This is a genomic window from Pseudomaricurvus albidus (genome assembly GCF_018863235.1).
Lineage (GTDB): Bacteria > Pseudomonadota > Gammaproteobacteria > Pseudomonadales > Cellvibrionaceae > Pseudomaricurvus > Pseudomaricurvus albidus.
In genome coordinates this window covers 26,118-41,858 of record NZ_JAHKRS010000011.1, presented here as the reverse complement: position 1 = coordinate 41,858, position 15,741 = coordinate 26,118, and the positions used below count along the sequence as shown (strand labels likewise).

Below are 15,741 nucleotides of genomic sequence, written 5' to 3'. Positions count from 1 at the left end.
ATGATGATAGATCCTGTTATCGCCCAAATTATTGCATATGGCCTGTTTGCTTTATTGTTAATCAGCGGCATTGAAAAATTTAAAAATCAACAAGCCTTCTCACAGGTACTCAGGGGTTACCGGCTGTTACCCATTGGCTTGATATCATCTGCCTCTTTGGTCCTTCCGTTAATTGAGATCGTTTTGGCGTTAAGTGTAATTTGGGTCCACGTAAAACTGGCGGCCTTAGTTATCTCGGCATTGTTAACGGTTTATGCTGCTGCCATCTTAATCAACATTCATCGTGGCAACCTGTCTCTGGATTGCGGCTGTCAGTTAAGTAAAACACGTCAAACCATTACCATAGCACTTGTCTATCGAAATATTGCTCTTGCTTCTGCGGCCCTGATTCTGTTTTTGCCAACAACCGATCGTACCCTTGGGGTTTACGATTACGTTGCCGTGGCATTTGGATCATTTGCGTGCATTTTATTTTATATGACGTTGAATGAATTGATAGCTAACACTACCTCCTTTCGGGAAATACTCTGATGCTGGAAATTATGATTATCTTAAGTTGGATCACGATCCTCGCGATTGGCTTGATGCTCTATGCCTTATCGAGACAGATTGGTGTATTGCACGAGCGAATCAAACCGGTTGGTGCGCTCTCCATGGGTAAGGCTTTACAAGTAGGTGAAAGCGCTCCGTTCTTTCGCGAAACTAGTTTAACCGGTGGTATGGCCAGCGTTGGCGGTATAAACGCCGATGGTCGTGCCACTCTGGTATTCTTTATGTCCTCCACTTGTCCAGTTTGCAAGAATTTATTACCCCTGCTGAAAAAAATGGGCCGGCAAGAAAGCCAGTGGCTGCGTTTGGTGTTTTCCAGCGATGGCCATGAAGTTGAGCACCGCGAACTAATTAGTGAGTATGAGCTACACGATTATCCTTATTTACTGTCGACGGAGATTGGCCTGGCCTATCAGATTAGCAAGTTGCCCTATGGCGTTCTGATTGCACCGCAAGGCTATGTGGCCGCTCATGGCTTGATCAATAATCGTGAACATATTGAAAGCCTGTTTGAGGCTTATGATGCATCAACGAAGGAGGTGGTCCATGTTGAACAACTGGCTGGATAAGATTGCTGAAAAAGCAACACGCAAACAGGCCCGCCATACTTCACGCCGCAGCTTTATAAGAACTTTTGGTATCGCTTTGATTGGAGTGAGTGTTTATCCCTTATTACCGGTCTTTCGTGATAATGCTTTTGCACAGGAGCCTGGGAATATTCCTGAGAGTGGTGACCCGAATGATTGTAACTATTGGCGCCACTGTGCCATTGACGGATTTATGTGTGGTTGTTGTGGTGGCACCGTGAGCAGCTGTCCGCCGGGTACGGTAGTCTCTGACATTACCTGGATTGGTACCTGCCGTAATCCAAAAGATGGCAAGGACTATGTAATATCGTATAACGACTGTTGTGGCAAAAGTGCTTGCGGCAACTGCTTGTGTCAGCGCGATGAAGGGGATACGCCTGTTTACCGCCCACAAAACACGAACAACCTTAACTGGTGCTCTGGTAGTCAGGCCGATGTCCCCTATCATTGTTCTTTATCCGTTGTGATTGGCGTCAAGGAGAGTTGATGATGCGCAGTCCAAGGTTATCCATCATTGGTGTCATCATCTCAGTGGTCTCTTTGCTACCAGTAATGACTCAGGCAACAGAACCTATTCAGTTTGACTATATGATGCATTGTCAGGGGTGTCACTTACCAGAAGGGCAGGGTTTCCCTTTACGAGATGTACCAAGAATTAAAAACCATTTAGGAAAGTTTCTGCATGTTGAAGGAGGGCGTGAGTTTTTAATTCAGGTCCCTGGATCAGCCCAGTCAGACCTAAACGACTCACGCCTGACCGCGGTGATTAATTGGATGCTGATCACATTCAGTCAAACTGAGTTACCCGACAACTTTCAACCTTACACCGTCACTGAAGTGAGCAGATTGCGCCGTTCACCTCTAGTGGAGGTCAAAAGTACACGTGCGCTCTTGATAAAGAAAATTGAGAAGTTAAAGCTGTGAGAATATCTGTGATAAAAAGAAAAATCGTTAATGTGGTCTTGCTAAACATCGCATTCGCATCAGCACATTTGTACGCTGATAGTGCGCTATATAAACCCTGTGCTGTTTGCCATGGTGATAAGGCAGAAGGTAATGCAGCGCTTTCTGCACCCCGTCTCGCAGGACAAAATGCAGCCTACATCACTGAACAGTTACACAATTTCCGCTCTGGCAAACGAGGGATTCATGCAGATGATGTGTTAGGGCAGATGATGGCTGAGAGTGTCAAAAAGATAAATGATCAAGACATTCAAAGACTGGGGGTATTTCTTGCCAAACTGCCAGAAGAAAAAGTTGATTCCACAGAAGGGGATATCCAACGCGGAAGGCAAATCTATGCCGATAACTGCCTGGCATGTCATGGTGTAGATGGTCGAGGCGTCACCCCTCTTTACACAGCCAATCTTCGCATCCTCAGTGCAGCCTATATCGAACGTCAGCTCGAAGCCTACCGCAACGGGTGGCGTGGAGATCACGAGTGGGGAACCACAAGATCTAAAGGCATGCGAGCCATTGTAAGCCAATTAAAAGATGAAAGTGAGATTGCAGATCTACTGGCCTATTTGACGCACTGATTTATCCGATCGCTTTTAACGTTAATGATATAAATAGAACATAGTGAACTTCCACTACCTCTTCAGACATAACAACGGATCTGCTTTTTTACTTCCAGTCACCGGACCAAAGGTTTTGTTCCAGCTTTTGCAGCGTGGTGGCTTCGGTAATTACGCTGCACCCGGCTGGCCACGTCAACAGCCAGGCGATTGAAGATTCTAACAGGGCGTGTCACGTTCCTCGATAAAGCCTGCCAGTCGTTCGGCTTTTTGAAGGCAAGCATCCGTCAGTGAGTGGTCCCCCATATTCCACAAGTTTTTGCTCAGGCTGTTTCGCCGATAGCGTCTTTGACAGGTGTGAATTTACCGGTCTGGCCAATAGGTTGATACCTGCGGCAGGACTTTGTACACCCATGTCGTAAAGAGGTCATGATAACAATGAGCAGTGAGTGATTGTTGTAGCTCCTGTTATACGAGAGAATATGCCTAGATAGCACTAAGACTTATGCATCTGTATGACTCGACTCAGACGCAGATTATCCTGCGTGAGTCCATTGTGCAGCATCCGGGGAGGTCACAGATTCTATATGATATGTTTATCAAACGCTTACTCGGTAAATTGAGTGTTCTGGTGTTGAAGCCTCAAGTACTGACTCTTCTTTTATGCATTCGTTTTACCTTAACATTTTCGTTTAATTCAGGTTTTACCTACAGGAGCCCAACATGCTGACCGTCACGGTAAATGGACAAACGCAGTCACTGGATGTGCCTTCAGACACCCCCATACTTTGGGTGTTGAGGGACACTCTCAGATTAACCGGAACCCGCTTTGGTTGCGGTATGGCTCTCTGCGGAGCCTGTACGGTTCACCTGGACGGTCAACCGATCCGATCCTGCATGACGCCTATTTCTCAGGCTGTTGGAAAAAGCATCAACACCATCGAGTCCATGGAAAATGATCCTGTTGGCCAGGTCGTACAGCAGGCCTGGATGGACGAGGCGGTAGCCCAGTGCGGATATTGTCAAAGTGGTCAAATCATGAGCACGGTGGCTCTGTTAAAAAACAATCAACAACCCAGTGATGATGACATCGATGGGTTTATGAGTGGCAATATTTGCCGCTGTGGTACCTACCCAAGAATCCGCAAAGCCATTCATCGTGCGGCCAAACAGGCTGCAAACGCACCGAAATCTACAGCGAACCAGACGACATCTGACCTTCAAGCTCTTTTTTACGAGGTGACCGCATGAAAGACGATACTCAAGCACCTGATACTTTGTTGCTCGCGAACGTCAGTCGCCGTCATTTCCTGAAGGGGCTGGCCGCCTCCAGCGCTGTGGTTTTGGCCGCACGTTGGGATCTCGTCCAGGCAGAGAGTGATAAAAACAAGGCCTACGGTGCCGACGCCATGCCCCACGGCTGGGTTGATAACCCCAACGTGTTTATTGCCCTTAGTGACACCGGCGAAGTCACTATCACCCATCATCGCGGCGAAATGGGGCAGGGGATACGCACCAGTCTGGTGATGGTCATCGCCGATGAAATGGGGGCCGATTGGAAAAAGGTCCGTGTTGAACAAGCCATTGGGCACGAAGAGAAATACGGCAACCAGAATACCGATGGTTCCCGCTCCATGCGCCACTGGTTTGATCCGCTGCGCCGGGCAGGAGCTGCCATGCGCATGATGCTGGAACAGGCTGCCGCACAGCAATGGCAGGTTCCGGTTGCAGAATGTCAGACCGACGTGCATCGGGTTGTTCATCAACCGACTCAACGTAGCCTGTCGTTTGGCGAACTGGCGTCCACGGCTACCCAGCTGCCAGTGCCTGATCGTCAAACTCTGACCACCAAAAAGCCTGAGCAGTGGCGCTACATGATGCGTCAGCCAAAAGAATTCAAAAGTACTCAGAAGGAACAACCACTCGCCGTTGATGGCTGGGATATTGTTCAGGGTAAAGCCCTGTTTGCGGCCGATGTATTTTATGATGACATGCTTTACGCAGTGATTGCCCGGCCACCCAGTTACGGTAGCTCTGTTGGCTCAATCGACGATAAGGCCGCGCTACAGATTCCCGGTGTGGTTAAAGTGATAGCCATGCCGACGCCCAGGCAACCTTCGGGTTTTGAACCCCTTGGAGGCGTGGCCGTGCTGGCTGAAAATACCTGGGCAGCCATCAAGGGACGCAAGGCCCTGAAGATCGAATGGGACAACAGCAGTGCCGGCGATAATGCGAGCTATGATTCCAAGGCTTATCGCACCACGCTGGAACAGCGAGCGGATACAAGGGGTAAGGTAGTACATAAAGTCGGAGACTTTGCGGAAGCGCAGAAAAACGCTGCGCAAGAACATAAAGCCAACTACTACGCTGCTCACATGGCACAAGCACCGATGGAACCCATGGCTGCCGTAGTCAAGATCGACGGTGATCGGGCAGAAGTCTGGACCTCGATTCAAAATCCGCAGGCAGCCCGAGACGGGGTTGCCAAACGTCTGGGGTTAAAGCCTCTCAATGTGACGGTTCGGTGTGGTCTTATGGGCGGGGGCTTTGGACGCAAGGCTAAACCGGATTATGTCTATGAAGCTGCCGATTTGTCCAAAGCCATGAATGGACGCCCCGTGCGCGTGCAATGGACACGGGAAGATGATTTACAGCACAGCTATTTTCACGCTGTCGCACTGGAACATATGGAAGCTACGCTGGACAAGCAAGGCGATGTCAGCGGCTGGCTGCATCGTTCGCTGGCACCGACCATAACCGCGACCTTTGCACCAGATCCGGAGCATCAGTCTGCTCCGGAAATGGCTCAAGGAATCCGTAACATGCCTTTCCAGTTCCCAAGTATCCAACTTGAAACCGGTGAAGCAGAAGCCCATGTACGCATCGGCTGGTTTCGATCGGTGTATAACATTCCCCACGCTTTTGCGATCCAGAGCTTTATGGCCGAACTGGCGGACAAAGCCGGAAAAGATCATAAGCAGTTTCTGCTGGAACAGCTGGGTGCTGCCCGCCAGCTCAACCCGGATCCCAAGAACCCTGTATGGAACTACGGTGAAGATCTCAAACGCTACCCCATTGATATTGAACGCTGTCGGGATGTCATCGAGAAGGCGACGGAAGAGGCCGGCTGGGGCAAAGATATGCCAGCCAACCGCGGGTTAGGGCTGGCATTCCATAACAGTTTTGTGTCCTATTGTGCCGTAGTTGCCGATGTGGAAGTCACGCCATCCGGTAGTGTCATCATCCATCGGCTGGATATGGCCTTCGATTGCGGCCCGCAAATCAATCCGGATCGCGTGCAGGCACAAATTGAAGGTGCCGGCGTTATGGGCACCGGCATCGCTCTGATGACAGAAATTACCGCCAGCGAAGGAAAGATCGAACAGGATAACTTCCACCGCTATCTGGTGCCCCGCATCAACGAGTCACCGAAGACGATCCATGTGCATCAGGTCAACAATCGACTGGATTTACCTCCCGGAGGCGTCGGGGAGCCCGGTATTCCCCCGGTCGCCCCCGCTATTTGTAATGCCATCTTTGCGGCTACCGGCAAGCGCATTCGCACACTGCCGATCGGCAACCAGCTGGCGTCGTAATCAGTACTGGCGACTGCCTTTTGTCGATGCCTTAATAAAGCGCTGTCGTGTATCACGACAGCGCTTTTTCATTTGGGCAGATTGCCTCAAGTCGCCATTCTAACCTGACCCAGTATACCGGCCACAACCTGCCGTACACATTGTGACTGCACAATTTGACCTTTGATTGATGTACATCAGAAAACACTTTCTCCCATCTTTTAGTATGCGCCTTCCCGAACTCACTGTGTCCTGGAGAGCAGCCCATATGCAGTACAAAAAGATGGCAGGTACGGCGGCAGTCTTTGTCTACGCCGATCAACATGCAAACACCCCGGTTGAGCGGCAGGGGCTGATTTGGAACGATCAAGAGCTACAACTAAACACCATCCCCGAGTCACTCAACCGAAAACCGTCCATGGCCACCAATCTGGCACTGGAAGGTTTGGAATCTTACGATCCTCCCAGTCACGGTGACTTGCGCAGGGTCGAGTCTCTGGATGCCGAGTTTGTTTACGTTAAGCCCATTCAGGAATGGGTAGAACTGGCCATCTGATTGCGGCCAGTCAAAGTTGTCTGTGACAGGATCAGCTCAGGCGTCGATACGCCTGAGTCTTTATTTGATGCTTAAGCCTGAGCGTAGGCGAGTTCTAGCTTGTCCACGAACAGTTGAAACTCATCCGCCGGTAAATCATTGATCCCTGCGGCAGCCGCTCGGCCACCCCCGGTAGCAAACTGACGGCAGAGGTCTGCCGCTCCGGTTTTGTTGTTGAGCGGAGCCCGCACACTGACCAGATAATTACCATTGGCTTTCTCGGTGAGAACTGCGTGAGCCCGATCCGGGAACTGGTTTGCCAGGTCATTGCCAAATACGCCACTGACACGACGCGCCCACTTTTCATTGGGCAGAATAAACACTGCGCTATTGTCGGTAGACACCTCAGGCTGACTGTTCTGGGCCAGATCCATATCCGTCTTGTAACCGGTTTCCAGCTTCTCAAAATCGGCATTACCGTCTTTGATGAAATCCAGTGGATTTTTATAAGCTGACAGTGTTTTAAACAGTTCAGCAGGCTCGAAGTGCAGATCACTCAGATCAGACCCATAACCGTTGTAATTGATATAGATCCCCAGGTTTTCCAGCAGTGCAACATCGTCTTCAGAGAGATCGAGTCCCTTGGCCAGGGCGTGGGCACTTTTCTTCAGGTTATCACCAAATGCACCCACAACGGCCCAGGGCGTGTAAGCACCTTTAAGCTGAGTATTGACCAGAATACTGGTGCAGGTATCGGCAGCTTCATTGATGATGGCTTTTAAATTGGCATGCTGGGGAATCTCGCCAGGGAAGTGATGGTCCACATACAGAACCTCGGCTCCGGCCTCGAGCAGTCGCACAAGGTCTTCTCTGTTTTTATCGAGAGAAACGTCCAGGGTTGTGACCGAATCACCCGCCTCGGCGTCCACTTGTTTCAGCAGATCAATATCCCGTTTAACGCCAGTGACCAGAACAGCCTCTCTTGGCTCATGGTGTCTCAACTGCAACAGAGCACAAATGCCATCGGCATCACCATTAAATACGTCGTAATGGGTTGTCATATATAAACCTTCTAATCACTTTTTGTACTACTCAAATCCCGGGGTTTGCAACAGACCCGGACGGTTATGGGTAAACACGGCCATCAAGGCACAGTACCCCAAACACTGTTTCCGGAAAATCAGGATGTTTCGAAATTAAATTTCGATTTTATCGATAAAAGGTGAAGCAGTCATCACTTCACCAAACGGTGATTAAATGCGCTTGTGCTAAAATGAGACACAACCTCTGCAGAGTCTTTTAAAGCGCCTGTCGCTTGAGACCATCATCCCTTATGTGTGCTGTATTTGCCTTGAATCTGATAACAAAATCCCTTGCTCTCTGGATCCGTACCACTGCGTTGCTCGCGATAACACTGCTCCTGTCATCCGAAGCCACTCATGCCGTGACTTATCCATTTCCCGCTCAGAACGACTCGGTGGTTGGCGCCATACAAAGCGTCTCTGCCCGATATGAGGATACACTGCTTGATATAGCGGTGAAATACGATGTCGGACAGGACGAAATTGTGCTGGCCAACCCCCATGTGGATCGCTGGTTGCCGGGGGATGGGACTCCCGTCGTCATACCCTCAAGCTTTGTCCTGCCTGAAACCCCGTATGAGGGGTTGGTTCTGAACCTGCCAGAAATGCGCCTGTACTATTATCCCAAAGCCCGTAAAGGAGAGGCTCAGGAAGTTCAGACATTTCCGGTCAGCATCGGCCGTAGGGAATGGTATACGCCAGAGGGCATCACCAAGGTGGTCACCAAGGTCAAAAATCCCGCCTGGTATCCACCGGACTCGATCCGCAAGGAACATGAGGAAAGAGGCGAGCCTCTGCCTGCTGTGGTGCCTGCCGGCCCTGACAACCCGCTGGGTGATCATGCCCTGCTACTGGATATTCCCGGCTATCTGATTCATGGCACCAATAAAACTTTCGGTATTGGCTTGCAGGTGTCTCATGGCTGCATTCGTATGTCGCCAAAAGATGTGGAGCTGCTGTTTTCTCAAGTCGCGGCGGGAACCGTTGTGAGGCTGGTGAATCAACCCGTAAAAGTCGGCTGGAAAGGGGATACTTTATATATGGAGGTTCATCCCCAACTGGACAGCATGCAGGAAAAGGTTGCAGATGCGAACCTCTCTCAAACTGCCAACGAAGCTATTGCGAAAGCACAGAAGGCCAAGGAGTCTCAAACCGGACGTCGGATCAACCTGGATACAACCGCTATTGAAGCGGCAATTCGGTCCAGCAATGGGTTACCTATAGCCATCGGCGAGCTCTATCCGGAACCGCCCGAATTAATTCTTCCAGCCGAGGCTGGCGGCATACATGCGAGAACGCTTCCATAAAGTCGTTATGGGTTCTTCCAGTGACATGCGCCCAGTCAAACAAAGGCATAGAGAGACACAGTGAGACACAAGCCTTGTCAAAGACCTGCAAACAGTGAAATGGAGAGGCAGCGAGCAACCGTCAGTGACGGCTGCCGCCCTGGGGGGAGTCCCCGGATTTATCCGACGTACTTATTTGTACATGGATTTTTTGTACATACGATCCAGCTTTTCGTTGGTTTCTTCAGCTGCAGCTCGGGCAGCTGCCGCTTCAGATCTGGCTGCAGAGGCTTCACTGGCGGCGCGATTTGCGGTGTCAGTTGCGGCCTGAATGTCAGCCTTCATACCAGCAATCTCTTCTTTCGTGGTTGCAGCACAGCCAGTCAATCCGGCCATAGCAGTCAGAAACAAGCCAATGGTGGTCGTTTTTAAAACAGTATTCATACTAGTGACTCCCTCTACGGAATTCATCAATGATTTAGAGAACTAACGTGGGTTGTTCACCGTCAGTATGACCCGTCCAGCCCCTCAAAATGAGGGTACTTTTAGGTCAAGGTCACAATTAACCCCCTCCTGCCGGAACGATTACCGCTCAAAGGCCATCAAGAGGGACAATCTAATCGCTGAAACGCGATGTTCGACCGATACTTCCTAGTGACTACTGAGAGGATAGCAGGTCACACCGGATACGCAGGTGCTGAAAGGAAAAAATTTGTCCTTAGAAGGAGTTTTGCGCCAAAACGTACCAAAATCGTTAACGAATACTGACTTGCGTGCCAACTTCAACCATCGCTGCCAACGATTCAATCTGCTCATTGGTGAGTGCAATACAACCATTTGTCCAGTTGAATAGCTTATGAATCTGAGGATTGCCGGCGCCAATACCGTGAATGCCAAAATATCCTCCAAGTCCGGTGGTCTGTGGGGGTGGCAGCTTTTTATGCCAGGCGTTGTTGAGTGCCTCGTACTCTTCCTCGTTGATACGTCCATCGGCCAGGGCTGCTTCCGCATAATCCATGGTCGGGTAGTCAAACCCCATAAACAGGTGGAAGCGTGAACTGCCACGAATCGCGGTAATGGTGAAATCACCCAACGGGGTCTTGGCGTCCAATGTGCGTTTATCCAGACTGGCCCCGGTACCGTTACTGCCAATGGCAATGTTTTTTACTTCATACAACACTCTACTGCCCTGTAAGAGCTTCAGCGTTTGGGCATGGGTATCAACCAGGAGTCTCTTGGTGAGCTTTACAGACTCACTGCCTGAAGGCTCATCTGAGGAGGGTGCAGCCCAAAGAATCGGTGAGATCAGTAGCAGGGCTAAAGCCCGAACGGCAAACAAGCCAGAAAAAGAGTCAAAACGCATCATACTTTGGCAAACAACTTGAGGTTTATTGGTCTAATTGGCTGATAATCCTGCCATTAAACCGTGGCCTATGCATCTCCCTTAAAACGGGCGGAAGTTGAATCAGCCGCCTTACGCCTTTCGTGCGTTATGGTTTTTTTTTATACAGCAAGATGTTGGGATTAACCCACAGCGACAGCCTGAAAATAGCAAAAGCTTCGTTCAGCTCGGGAGACCTGTTTTGGCCGGATATGCCCGCCACAAAGGGGGGGGCGGGTATTCTTGAGGCAGCTTTGAGGTTCGGACCTACTGAAATCAAGAGATATTCATACGATGGGTGCTGCGGAAGTCAGGAAACTCAGAATGGTTAGTTTCCCTGTCAGAAGGACCAATCCAAAAAGGTCTGCTCAGGAAACACATCCTTTACAGACCTCTTCCGTTGAACCGACTTGAAATCAATACTGAATAAGAGCTACCGCCTGTGTTGCCAGAGGTTTCACTAGGGCGCCCATCTGAAGCGCCTTCTCACTGGAAGCATTACCTTCCTGTGCACGCTTTTTCACCCCTTGCAAAATGGCTGCAAAACGGAAAAAACTGAAAACAATGTAGAAATTCCAATCATCAATACCATCAATCCCCATGCGCTCGCAGTATTGCGCTACATACGCCTCTTCTGAAGGAATACCCAAAGCCTCACGATCTACACCTCCCAAACCTGTCATAACACCGGTAGATTCCATTCGCAATTGCATGCATTGATAAGCCAGATCGGCAAAAGGGTGCCCAAGAGTTGACAGCTCCCAGTCAACCAAAGCCAGAACTTCCGCCTTCTCTTTGTGGAACATCATATTGTCGAGCCGAAAATCCCCATGAACCAGAGCGATACGGCCATCATCAGCAGGCATGTTTGCCGGAAGCCACCCTATCAAGGCTTCCATTTCAGGAATGTTTTCGGTTTCTGATGCCCGATATTGCTTGCTCCAGCGGCCAATCTGACGCTCGAAATAGTTTCCCGGCTTACCGTAATCACTCAAGCCAACAGCTTCAACATCCACTGAGTGCAGAGCAGCCAATACCCGGTTCATTTCCGAGTATATAGCTGACCGATTTTCAGGCGTCTCTCCGGGGAGCGCAGGGTCCCACATCACCCGGCCATCGATATATTCCATCAAGTAGAACATACTGCCAATGATGCTATCGTCTTCACACAAATGATAAGCTTTGGCTACAGGGACTTCAGTGCCGGCCAAAGCAGCAATCACCCGATATTCCCGATCTACAGCATGCGCCGACTTCAGTAGCTCACCTGGTGGCTTGCGACGAAGGACATATTGTCCGCTCTCAGCCTGAATCAGAAAAGTCGGGTTTGACTGACCACCGGCAAACTTTTCGGCATTCACAGGGCCTTTAAAGCCAGGGATATTCTGTTCCAGATAATCCGCCAATTTACCGGTATCAAAAGAAAAATTATTCTGATTGGAATCACTCATCTCATCACCCTTAAGCGTCAGCGTAGCGGTCGATGATCTTTTTACCCAGAGCCATCTGATGTACCTGATCAGGACCATCAGCCTGGCGACACCAGCGTGCATAGTTAAACGCTTCTGCCATAAAGTAATCTTCAGTCAGCCCGCCGGCGCCGTGCATTTGCATACAGCGATCAATAACATTTTGAACCAACAGTGGTACTGTAGTCTTGGTGGCAGCAATCATGTCGACAGAAGCAGGAACGCCTTCATCGTCAATCTTCTTGCTGGTGTGCAATACCAGTAATCTTGCCATTTCAATTTCAGAAAAGCTTTTGGAAATTTCTTCGCGAACGGATTGATGTTTGCTCAACGTCCGTCCAAAAGTGGTACGGCTGGCAGCCCGTTTGCAGGCCAGTTCCAAAGACCGCTGCGCCGAACCGATCAAACGCATACAGTGGTGCATACGACCCGGTCCCAAACGTCCTTGAGCGATTTCAAAGCCACGTCCTTCACCTAACAATACGTTCTCCAGAGGAACACGCACATTGTCAAAAACAATCTCTGCATGGCCAATGGGTGCATCGTCATAACCCAGTGTGGTCAGAGGACGAATCAGGGTAATACCAGGAGTATCCTTCGGAACCAGAACCTGTGTTTGTTGCAGATGGCGACTGGGATTTTCAGGATCTGATTTTCCCATCACGATAAAAATTTTAGTGCGCTCGTACATGGCGCCTGTGATAAACCACTTGCGGCCGTTAAGAACCCATTCGTTACCATCTTTTTTGATTTCGAGCTGGATATTGGTGGCATCGCTGGATGCAACCTGAGGCTCAGTCATGGCGTAGGAAGAGCGAATTTCACCAGCTAACAGAGGCTTGAGCCATTGATCCTGCTGCTCTTTAGTGGCGTAATTCATAAACACTTCCATGTTGCCTGTGTCCGGTGCATTACAGTTGAACACCTCAGGAGACCAGATTACACGGCCCATTTCTTCAGCCAATGGCGCATAGTCAAAGAAAGACAAACCACCATGATCACAGTACTCAGCATGGTCTTCAGGCACAAACAGATTCCACAGGCCAGCCGCTTTGGCTTTTTGCTTTAATTCGTCCATTAGAGGCAGTGGTGCAAATCGATTTTCTGCATGGTGTAACTGTTCTGCGTAGGCAGTCTCATTTGGATAAATATGTTCGTCCATGAAGACTTTGAGTTTTGCCAGCAACTGCTGGGATTTTTCGCTGTGTTGAAACATGGGTATTCTCCGTTCAGGAAAAGGTAACGGTTGAAGAGGGTTGGTGTATCAGCAGATGGCTGACGTCATTAAAACTGTCCAGACTGAACTCACGTCCGTTGTACAACAGTTTGCTGCAACTGCTGTTTTTGATCTGCAAAGTGATATTGCGCGTGGTTGCGTGATCCAGCTTCAGTATTTCTGCGAGGATGACCGAAATTGGCCCCCCAGAGCTCACTACCAATGTACGTTTGGCGTCCGACTGGTAACAAAACTCAAAACCTTGTTGAATCCGCTGGCAAAATGTTTTCCAACTGTATTGCCCATCGTCAGTAATATCACCGGTCATCCAGAAAGCTAAGGCTTGCTTCATGTTGTGATAATAATCCCGCTTGGCGTGTCCGGTGTCTTGCCACATTTCAGGGTATTGCTCCCGAAGTGGGTCAAGCAGTCCTTGAAAGTTATATTCATTTAACCCTTCGTGACCTTCCAAAGGCAGTTCCATGCCCAGCCCCTGCAGCAAACCTTCTGCAGTCTGACGGTGACGTACCATGGTACCGGTGACAATACGATCGACATTCGCACCTATATTTCGCCAATGCTTGCCCAGCCAGACAGCCTGCTGATGACCAAGCTCACTTAACTGGTCATAGTTTTTCGCTCCGAATGAAGCTTGACCATGTCGAATCAGGGTAATTTCTGCCATAAGCGTATTCCTAATTAGCGCTTTGCAAACAGTATAAGATCAACCTTTAAATCACCCTAATTTATCTAATAAATAGACTCACATTGATTTAATCAATATCCAGATTGCTCTAAGGCTATCAACATATCCAAAAACTCTGTGAGCACCGGTATTCGCCACGCCGAACTGAAAGGTCAATTACGACGTGATATGCGATTCGACATCTGGCGAAAACCAGCGAATAGTTTGAGCAAATAGCTTATCTGGTGGGTTTCTCAGAGGCTTGTACGTTCAGCCGTGCCTTTAAAAAATGGACAGGCGTGACGCCTTATACGTATCGTAAAAGTGCGAAACAATAAATCACTCAAAATTGAAAATACAGAGGATGCTGTATTTACAGAATTATGATTGTGGCAGCAGGCTCTCCAATCCACCCAGTGTCATCAGCGATCGAAACTCCGTTGGAATTTTTTCAATGCTGACATGTTTCCCTGATTTCTTTGCTGTACGCAGCCAGCTCAACAATAGAGTCGTAGCGGCACTGTTACAACGGTTTATTCCACCAAAATCAATCTTGCAATGCTCAGGTGCCTCAGTTTGAAGCCATTGATTTCCTTTTTGGTACAGAGAGACTACATTCGTAAAATCCAGAACCCCTTCCAACAATAACGTATCGCCTTTAAAGGACAAAGAAACTTCACTGGGCATCGTTTTTCTCTGTGCTTTTTTGCGGATTGTTCATTAACTCGCCCCAGTGATCCACCACATAATCAACGTCGCCCTGATGTTTATCCACAGCTTCAGAAAACTGGTTGCGGTAAGTAGCCCCCATATTTATCCCTTCGACAATCACGTTATTAATGAGCCATAAACCATCACTTTTCTTTTGAAGATTGTACTGCACGTTGTATGTTTTATTGTTTTTATCATAGATAGTTTGCAAAAGACTGACTTTAGTATCAGGGCTTCCTGAACTGGTAATGTTCTGGACATCTATACGCTCACCTCCAAAGGTTAACAAAGCATCAGCATACTTTTCTATGAGCACAGCCTGTAGTGTATCTGCAAACCGTGTGATTCGGGCATTAAAAGCGGTTTTCTCTGCGTCTGTTGGCAGTGACCTGTACAGACGTTGGCTGGCGTAGGTTGCCATAACTCCGCGCGCAAAATAGTTTTTATCAATAACCTGTCCGATAATTCCGGCCACTTCGTCGTAATACCGTTGTGGATCCTGTTTAGCGTAGTCGCGAGCTTCCCGTGAAAGATTCAACAATTCATTAGTCGCCTGTACCAGCATTTTTTCAGGATCATTGCGAGGAATCGTATTAGCGTGTACCAGAACAGTCAGGATTAAAGACGCTAATGCAAAAAAGATCCGTAAAATTTGAACCTTTGCTATAGGCATTAGTTGTTGGTCCCCAGTGTGGTGATGATTTTGCCAACCAGATCTTCCAGGACAAGCGCAGACTGAGTATCTGTAATTACATCTCCGTTCTGCAACATCTCCGGTGCTCCACCCACAGAGATGCTTACATACTGATCACCCAACACTCCCGCCGTTTTAATCGCCGCGATACTGTCAGTCGTCAGATAATCCACCTGCTTTTGAATCGACATATCCACCACAGCCCGTACACTCATAGGGTCGAGATGGATGGCTGTAACCTGTCCCACGGTGACCCCCGCGATGGAAACTTTGGCACGAGTTGTCAGCCCCGCGACATTGGTAAACGTTGCTGAGATCTGATAAGTGTCACGATTGCTCGGATTCAGACTTAATCCACTCACCTGGATCGCCAGAAATGCCAACGCGGCAATCCCCAACAACATGAACGCACCTACCAAAATTTCCATTGATCGTGAATACATATTCAGAAGTC

General features: G+C 49.1%; 19 protein-coding genes. 10 read left to right on the top strand and 9 right to left on the bottom strand.

Annotated elements, in window-relative coordinates:
• The 8 genes from KOI40_RS15835 to KOI40_RS15800 all read left to right on the top strand — a co-directional run bounded on the left by KOI40_RS15835 (nucleotide 1) and on the right by KOI40_RS15800 (nucleotide 6,784).
• Entirely contained in the window at nucleotides 1-531 is a 531-nt protein-coding gene (locus KOI40_RS15835; protein ID WP_216098518.1) for a MauE/DoxX family redox-associated membrane protein, read from the top strand.
• Nucleotides 531-1,118, top strand: coding sequence for a thioredoxin-like domain-containing protein (locus tag KOI40_RS15830; RefSeq protein WP_216098517.1), 588 nt, complete (start codon nucleotides 531-533; stop codon nucleotides 1,116-1,118). The genes KOI40_RS15835 and KOI40_RS15830 overlap by 1 nt, the downstream gene beginning before the upstream one ends.
• A complete protein-coding gene (locus KOI40_RS15825; protein ID WP_216098516.1) occupies nucleotides 1,096-1,623 on the top strand; it encodes a methylamine dehydrogenase light chain in 528 nt (175 codons plus the stop codon). Before KOI40_RS15830 ends, KOI40_RS15825 begins: the two co-directional genes overlap by 23 nt.
• Nucleotides 1,623-2,060 carry a cytochrome C gene (locus tag KOI40_RS15820; RefSeq protein ID WP_216098515.1) on the top strand — a complete coding sequence of 146 codons (438 nt, stop codon included), beginning with the start codon at nucleotides 1,623-1,625 and terminating at the stop codon, nucleotides 2,058-2,060. Before KOI40_RS15825 ends, KOI40_RS15820 begins: the two co-directional genes overlap by 1 nt.
• Complete coding sequence (locus tag KOI40_RS18770; protein ID WP_216098514.1) at nucleotides 2,057-2,674, top strand: c-type cytochrome; 618 nt, start codon at nucleotides 2,057-2,059, stop codon at nucleotides 2,672-2,674. Before KOI40_RS15820 ends, KOI40_RS18770 begins: the two co-directional genes overlap by 4 nt.
• A 702-nt stretch (nucleotides 2,675-3,376) precedes the next feature.
• Nucleotides 3,377-3,904: a (2Fe-2S)-binding protein gene (locus tag KOI40_RS15810; RefSeq protein WP_216098513.1), complete on the top strand. Its 528-nt coding sequence runs from the start codon at nucleotides 3,377-3,379 to the stop codon at nucleotides 3,902-3,904.
• A complete protein-coding gene (locus KOI40_RS15805; RefSeq protein ID WP_216098512.1) occupies nucleotides 3,901-6,249 on the top strand; it encodes a xanthine dehydrogenase family protein molybdopterin-binding subunit in 2,349 nt (782 codons plus the stop codon). The genes KOI40_RS15810 and KOI40_RS15805 overlap by 4 nt, the downstream gene beginning before the upstream one ends.
• Nucleotides 6,250-6,496: 247 nt before the next feature.
• Nucleotides 6,497-6,784, top strand: a complete 288-nt coding sequence (locus KOI40_RS15800) for a hypothetical protein (protein WP_216098511.1) — start codon at nucleotides 6,497-6,499, stop codon at nucleotides 6,782-6,784.
• Between the two features lie 71 nt (nucleotides 6,785-6,855).
• Here the strand turns inward: KOI40_RS15800 and KOI40_RS15795 are convergent, their stop codons facing one another.
• Nucleotides 6,856-7,824 (bottom strand): DHH family phosphoesterase, encoded by a 969-nt coding sequence (locus KOI40_RS15795; protein WP_216098510.1) that lies wholly within the window; start codon nucleotides 7,822-7,824, stop codon nucleotides 6,856-6,858.
• A gap of 290 nt (nucleotides 7,825-8,114) precedes the next feature.
• Between KOI40_RS15795 and KOI40_RS15790 the strand changes: the two genes are divergently transcribed.
• Nucleotides 8,115-9,152 (top strand): L,D-transpeptidase family protein, encoded by a 1,038-nt coding sequence (locus KOI40_RS15790; RefSeq protein WP_216098509.1) that lies wholly within the window; start codon nucleotides 8,115-8,117, stop codon nucleotides 9,150-9,152.
• Nucleotides 9,153-9,323: 171 nt separating this feature from the next.
• Here KOI40_RS15790 and KOI40_RS15785 read toward each other — a convergent pair whose 3' ends face one another.
• The 5 genes from KOI40_RS15785 to KOI40_RS15765 all read right to left on the bottom strand — a co-directional run bounded on the left by KOI40_RS15785 (nucleotide 9,324) and on the right by KOI40_RS15765 (nucleotide 13,882).
• The gene (locus tag KOI40_RS15785) at nucleotides 9,324-9,575 is read right to left on the bottom strand and encodes an alanine-zipper protein (protein WP_216098508.1); all 252 of its coding nucleotides are present in this window, start codon (nucleotides 9,573-9,575) and stop codon (nucleotides 9,324-9,326) included.
• A 310-nt stretch (nucleotides 9,576-9,885) separates the two neighbouring features.
• Nucleotides 9,886-10,497, bottom strand: a complete 612-nt coding sequence (locus KOI40_RS15780) for a L,D-transpeptidase family protein (protein WP_216098507.1) — start codon at nucleotides 10,495-10,497, stop codon at nucleotides 9,886-9,888.
• A gap of 431 nt (nucleotides 10,498-10,928) precedes the next feature.
• The gene (locus tag KOI40_RS15775; protein WP_216098506.1) at nucleotides 10,929-11,963 is read right to left on the bottom strand and encodes a phosphotransferase family protein; all 1,035 of its coding nucleotides are present in this window, start codon (nucleotides 11,961-11,963) and stop codon (nucleotides 10,929-10,931) included.
• Nucleotides 11,964-11,973: 10 nt separating this feature from the next.
• Complete coding sequence (locus KOI40_RS15770; protein WP_216098505.1) at nucleotides 11,974-13,197, bottom strand: acyl-CoA dehydrogenase family protein; 1,224 nt, start codon at nucleotides 13,195-13,197, stop codon at nucleotides 11,974-11,976.
• A gap of 13 nt (nucleotides 13,198-13,210) precedes the next feature.
• The gene (locus tag KOI40_RS15765; protein WP_216098504.1) at nucleotides 13,211-13,882 is read right to left on the bottom strand and encodes a histidine phosphatase family protein; all 672 of its coding nucleotides are present in this window, start codon (nucleotides 13,880-13,882) and stop codon (nucleotides 13,211-13,213) included.
• A 233-nt stretch (nucleotides 13,883-14,115) separates the two neighbouring features.
• Here KOI40_RS15765 and KOI40_RS15760 point away from each other — a divergent pair, with 233 nt between their 5' ends.
• Complete coding sequence (locus KOI40_RS15760) at nucleotides 14,116-14,220, top strand: helix-turn-helix domain-containing protein (RefSeq protein ID WP_216098610.1); 105 nt, start codon at nucleotides 14,116-14,118, stop codon at nucleotides 14,218-14,220.
• A 43-nt stretch (nucleotides 14,221-14,263) separates the two neighbouring features.
• Here KOI40_RS15760 and KOI40_RS15755 read toward each other — a convergent pair whose 3' ends face one another.
• Genes KOI40_RS15755 through mlaD form a run of 3 tightly spaced genes read right to left on the bottom strand, consistent with a single transcriptional unit; the run spans nucleotide 14,264 to nucleotide 15,730 of the window.
• Nucleotides 14,264-14,569 carry an STAS domain-containing protein gene (locus KOI40_RS15755; RefSeq protein ID WP_216098503.1) on the bottom strand — a complete coding sequence of 102 codons (306 nt, stop codon included), beginning with the start codon at nucleotides 14,567-14,569 and terminating at the stop codon, nucleotides 14,264-14,266.
• Nucleotides 14,559-15,266: an MlaC/ttg2D family ABC transporter substrate-binding protein gene (locus tag KOI40_RS15750; protein WP_216098502.1), complete on the bottom strand. Its 708-nt coding sequence runs from the start codon at nucleotides 15,264-15,266 to the stop codon at nucleotides 14,559-14,561. The genes KOI40_RS15755 and KOI40_RS15750 overlap by 11 nt, the downstream gene beginning before the upstream one ends.
• Nucleotides 15,266-15,730, bottom strand: coding sequence for an outer membrane lipid asymmetry maintenance protein MlaD (gene mlaD / locus KOI40_RS15745; RefSeq protein WP_216098501.1), 465 nt, complete (start codon nucleotides 15,728-15,730; stop codon nucleotides 15,266-15,268). The genes KOI40_RS15750 and mlaD overlap by 1 nt, the downstream gene beginning before the upstream one ends.
• Nucleotides 15,731-15,741 lie beyond the last annotated feature (11 nt).